This is a genomic window from Streptomyces sp. NPDC002490 (assembly GCF_040296045.1).
Lineage (GTDB): Bacteria > Actinomycetota > Actinomycetes > Streptomycetales > Streptomycetaceae > Streptomyces.
Window position 1 is genome coordinate 1 of record NZ_JBEOWM010000110.1, and the last position, 5,038, is coordinate 5,038.

Sequence of the window (5,038 nt, forward strand, 5' to 3'; positions counted from 1 at the left end):
TGTTGGAGCATCAGCATGTGGGGTTGGCTGAGATTCAGCGGGTGGTGGGTCAGGGGGCGGTCTTCGACACCTTGGTCGTCTACCAGAACTACCCGATGCCCGCCCATGGCGATCTGGTCCCCGCTGGTGGCCTGCAAATCACCGGAACGTCGAGTTCCGACACCGCCCACTACCCCTTGATCCTGGGCGTGGTCCCCGGTGAGGAGATGGAACTCCGCCTGGACTACCACCGTGCGCACTTCGACGAGTCGACGGTGCGTGCCTTGGGTGAGCGGTTGGTGCGGTTGTTGGAGCAGATAGTCGAGGATCCGACGCGGCCGGTGTCGGAGTTGGACGTTCTGGATCCGGTGGAGCGGGCGAACGTTCTGGTGGGGTGGAACGACACGGGGTGTGAGGTGTCGGCTGGGTCGGTGGTGGAGTTGTTCGCGGGGCAGGTGGGTCGGTCGTCGGGTGGGGTGGCGGTGGTGGGTGGTGGTATGTCGTGGTCGTACGGGGAGTTGGATCTCTGGTCTGGTCGGGTGGCGGGGTGGTTGGTGGGGTGTGGTGTGGGTGTGGGGGGTCGGGTGGGTGTGGTGGTGGGTCGGTCTCCGTGGTTGGTGGCGGTGTTGTTGGGGGTGTGGAAGGCGGGTGCGGCGTTCGTGCCGTTGGATGCGGGTCATCCGGTGGAGCGGTTGCGGTCGGTCGTGAACGGGGCCGGGTTGGATGTGGTGGTGGCGGACCGGGTGGTGGAGGGCTTGGAGACGGTCCCTCTGGAGGAGCTGTTCGCCGCTGATCCGCTGACGACCCCGACCGTGGTGCCGGGGGATTCGCTGGCGTATGTGATGTTCACCTCGGGGTCGTCGGGTGAACCGAAGGGCGTGGCGGTCACGCACCGCAGTGTGGCGGCGTTCGTGTCGGATCGTGCCTGGCGCGAGGACGTGGTGGCACGGGTGCTCGTCCAGGCGAACCATGCGTTCGATGCGTCGACGTATGAGTTGTGGGTGCCGTTGGTGCGCGGGGGCACTCTGGTGGTGGCGTCGGCGGGTGAGGTGGATGCGGGGGAGCGGGGTCGGCTTGTTGCGGTGCACGGGGTGACGAATGTGCATGTGACGGCGGGGTTGTTTCGGGTGTTGGCGGAGGAGTCGCCTGAGGTGTTTGCGGGGGTGCGGGAGGTGTCGACGGGTGGGGACGTGGTGTCGTCCTCGGCGATCCGCGCCCTGCTGGCCCGCTACCCGGAGCTGACCGTACGGACCACCTACGGCCCCACCGAGACCACGGCGTTCACCACCCAGCTCCCGTACCGGGCGGGTGATGAGGTGCCGGCGAGTGTTCCGTTGGGACGCCCGATGGACAACTCCCGGGCGTACGTGCTGGACGAGTTCCTCCGGCTGGTTCCCCCGGGTGTGGTGGGTGAGTTGTATGTGGCCGGTGACGGTCTGGCCCGCGGATACGACCGGCGCCCGGGGCTGACCGCCGAACGGTTCGTGGCGTGCCCGCACGGCGCCGGGCGGATGTACCGCACGGGGGACCTGGCGCGCTGGTCGTCGGACGGGGTGTTGGAGTTCGCCGGTCGGGCGGATGACCAGGTGAAGGTGCGGGGGTTCCGGATCGAGCCGGGTGAGGTCGAAGCAGTCCTCGCCGAACGCCCCGAGGTCGGACAAGCAGCCGTCGTCGTCCGGGAGGACCAGCCGGGCACCAAACGGCTGGTGGCCTACGTCGTCCCCGCCGTATCCCACCGTGTGGACCTGGACGAGGTGCGGACCTTCGCGGCCGAGCGGTTGCCGGAGTACATGGTGCCGTCGGCGTTCGTGGTGGTGGATGCGTTGCCGGTGACGGTGAACGGCAAGCTGGATCGAGCTGCCCTTCCGGCGCCGGAGGGACCGGCCTCGGCTGGTCGTGGGCCTGGGACGCCGTTGGAGGAGGTGTTGTGCGGATTGTTCGCCGAGGTGCTGGGCCTGGACTGGGTCGGCGCCGAAGACTCGTTCTTCGACCTCGGCGGTGACTCGCTCCTCGCCATGCGGCTGATCCCTCGGGTGCGCGCGGTGCTGGGGGCCGAGGTCAGCATCCGGGAGTTGTTCGAGGCCCCCTCTCCGGCCGCGATGGCGCGGGTGGTCGACCGACACCGCGGCCAGGTGACGGCACCGCTCGTGGCCCGACAGCGGCCCGAGGTCCTCCCGCTGTCGTACGGGCAGCAACGCATGTGGTTCCTCAACCGGTTGGAGGAGGCCGGGACAGGAGCCGGGTACAACATCTCCTTGGTGTTGCGGTTGGTCGGCGACCTCGACACGTCGGCACTGACGGCAGCCCTCGCCGACGTGGCCGATCGACACGAGTCCCTCAGAACCGTCTACTCCGAGTCCGAAGGCGTCCCGCGGCAGAACGTCGTCAGTGGCACGGCCGGGCATCCCGCCGTGGAGGTGCGCCGCATCGCTGCCGAGGACCTGACCGAGGCGCTGGAGGAAGGCACCGTACGAGGCTTCGACCTCGCCCGGGACCTGCCTTGGCGAGTGGAACTCCTGGTCCTGTCGGCGACCGAGCACGTCCTGCTGTTGGTGGCGCACCACATCGCCGTCGACGGCTGGTCCATGGGTGTCCTGGCCCGGGACCTCCAGTCGGCGTACGCGGCACGGCACGCCGGAACGGTCGTCCACTGGACTCCGTTGCCGGTGCAGTACGCGGACTACGCCCTGTGGCAGCGGGAGACGCTCGGCGAGCTGGACGATCCGGAGAGCCTGATCAGCGCCCAGCTGGGCTACTGGCGGGCAACGCTGGACGAACTGCCGGAGGAACTGTCCCTTCCGGTCGACCGCCCGCGGCCCCCGGTGTCCTCCTTCGAGGGGGGCGCCCTGCCGCTGAGCGTCGACGAGCACGTCCACGCCCAGCTGGTGGAGGCGGCCCAGCGGGGTTCGGCCACCATGTTCATGGTGACGCAGGCCGCGTTGGCCATGCTGTTGGTGCGCTTGGGAGCGGGTGAGGACCTTCCCTTCGGCACCACGGTCGCCGGCCGGGGCGACCGCGCGGTGGAGGAGCTGGCCGGGTTCTTCGTGAACACGCTGGTCTTGCGGACGGACGCGAGCGGGGATCCGACGTTCGCGGAATTGCTGGCCCGGGTGCGGGAGACGGACCTCGCCGCCTACTCCCACCAGGAGCTACCGTTCGAGCGGCTGGTGGACGAGCTGAACCCCGTCCGCTCGCTGGCCCGCAACCCGCTGTTCCAGGTCATGTTGGTCCTCCAGAACGTCCCCCGGGCGGCCAGCCCGTGGGCGCTGCCGGGACTGACCGTCACACCGATGCAGGCCCGGGACACCGTCGACGCCCGGGTCGACCTCACCGTCAGCCTCGCCGAGCACCGCGACGAGGAGGGCGCTCCCGCCGGCCTCGGCGGCGAGATCCACTACGCCAAGGACCTGTTCGACCGCACCACTGCCGAGGCCCTGGCCAGCCGTCTGGTGCGGGTGTTGGAGCAGGTGGCGGCCGATCCCGGGGTGCGGGTGAGCGAGCTGGACGTGCTGGATGCCGAGGAGGAGTGGAAGGTCGTCCAGGCGTGGAACGACACGGGGTGTGAGGTGTCGGCTGGTTCGGTGGTGGAGTTGTTTGAGGGGCAGGTGGCGCGGTCGTCGGCTGCGGTGGCGGTGGTGGGTGGTGGGGTGTCGTGGTCGTACGGGGAGTTGGATCTCTGGTCTGGTCGGGTGGCGGGGTGGTTGGTGGGGTGTGGTGTGGGTGTGGGGGGTCGGGTGGGTGTGGTGGTGGGTCGGTCTCCGTGGTTGGTGGCGGTGTTGTTGGGGGTGTGGAAGGCGGGTGCGGCGTTCGTGCCCTTGGACGTGAGCCATCCGATGGAGCGGTTGCGGTCGCTCGCGGATGAGGCGGGGCTGGACGTGGTGGTGGCGGATCGTGTGGTGGAGGGCTTGGAGACGGTCCCTCTGGAGGATCTGTTCGCCGCTGATCCGTTGGTGTCCCCGGTTGCGGTGTCGGGGGAGTCGTTGGCGTACGTGATGTTCACGTCGGGGTCGACTGGGGTGCCGAAAGGTGTGGCGGTCACGCATCGCAATGTGGCGGCCTTCGTGTCGGACCGGGCCTGGCGCGACGAGGTCGTGGAGAGCGTTCTCGTCCAGGCGAACCACGCCTTCGACGCCTCGACCTACGAGTTGTGGGTGCCCCTGACACACGGCGGCACTCTGGTGGTGGCGCCGGCGGGTGATCTGGACGCGGCGGAGCAAGGGCGGCTGATCGCTGAGCACGGAGTGACGAACGTGCACGTGACGGCGGGGCTGTTCCGGGTGTGGGGGGAGGAATCGCCGGAGGTCTTCGCCGGGGTGCGTGAGGTGGCGACGGGCGGGGACGTGGTGTCGGCCTCGGCGGTGCGTCGGGTGTTGGCGGAGTGCGAGGGGGCGAGGGTGGTGGCGAACTACGGCCCGACGGAGGTGACGGCGTTCTCCTCTCGGCAGGTGTTCGTGCCGGGGGACGAGGTGCCGGTAAGCGTGCCGTTGGGCCGGTTGATGGACAACTCCCGGGCGTACGTCTTGGACGGCTTCTTGCGACCGGTGGCACCGGGTGTGGTGGGTGAGTTGTATCTGGCGGGTGAGGGGGTGGCGCGTGGCTATGACGGGCGTGCGGGGTTGACGGCGGAGCGGTTCGTGGCCTCGCCCTATGGCGGGCGGATGTATCGGACGGGTGACCTGGCGCGCTGGTCGTCGGACGGGGTGTTGTTGTTCGCGGGTCGGGTGGATGACCAGGTGAAGGTGCGGGGGTTCCGGATCGAGCCGGGTGAGGTCGAAGCCGCTCTCGCGATGCATGGGGCGGTGGGGCAGGTGGCGGTGGTCGTCCGGGAGGACCAGCCGGGCGCCAAACGGCTGGTGGCCTACGTCGTCCCGGCGGTTTCGCACCGTGTGGATCTGGACGGGGTGCGGGCGTTTGCGGTCGAGCGGTTGCCGGAGTACATGGTGCCGTCGGCGTTCGTGGCCCTCGATGCGTTGCCGGTGACGGTGAACGGGAAGTTGGATCGGGCTGCTCTTCCGGCGCCGGAAGTCGGGGGTTCGGTTGGTCGTGGGCCTGGGACGCC

1 protein-coding gene is annotated in these 5,038 nt (G+C 69.4%); it reads left to right on the forward strand.

From position 1 onward, the window contains the following. Window positions 1-23: 23 nt before the first annotated feature. Window positions 24-5,038: non-ribosomal peptide synthetase (locus ABT092_RS30700; RefSeq protein WP_351249762.1), on the forward strand; the 5,015-nt coding region annotated here is incomplete at its 3' end.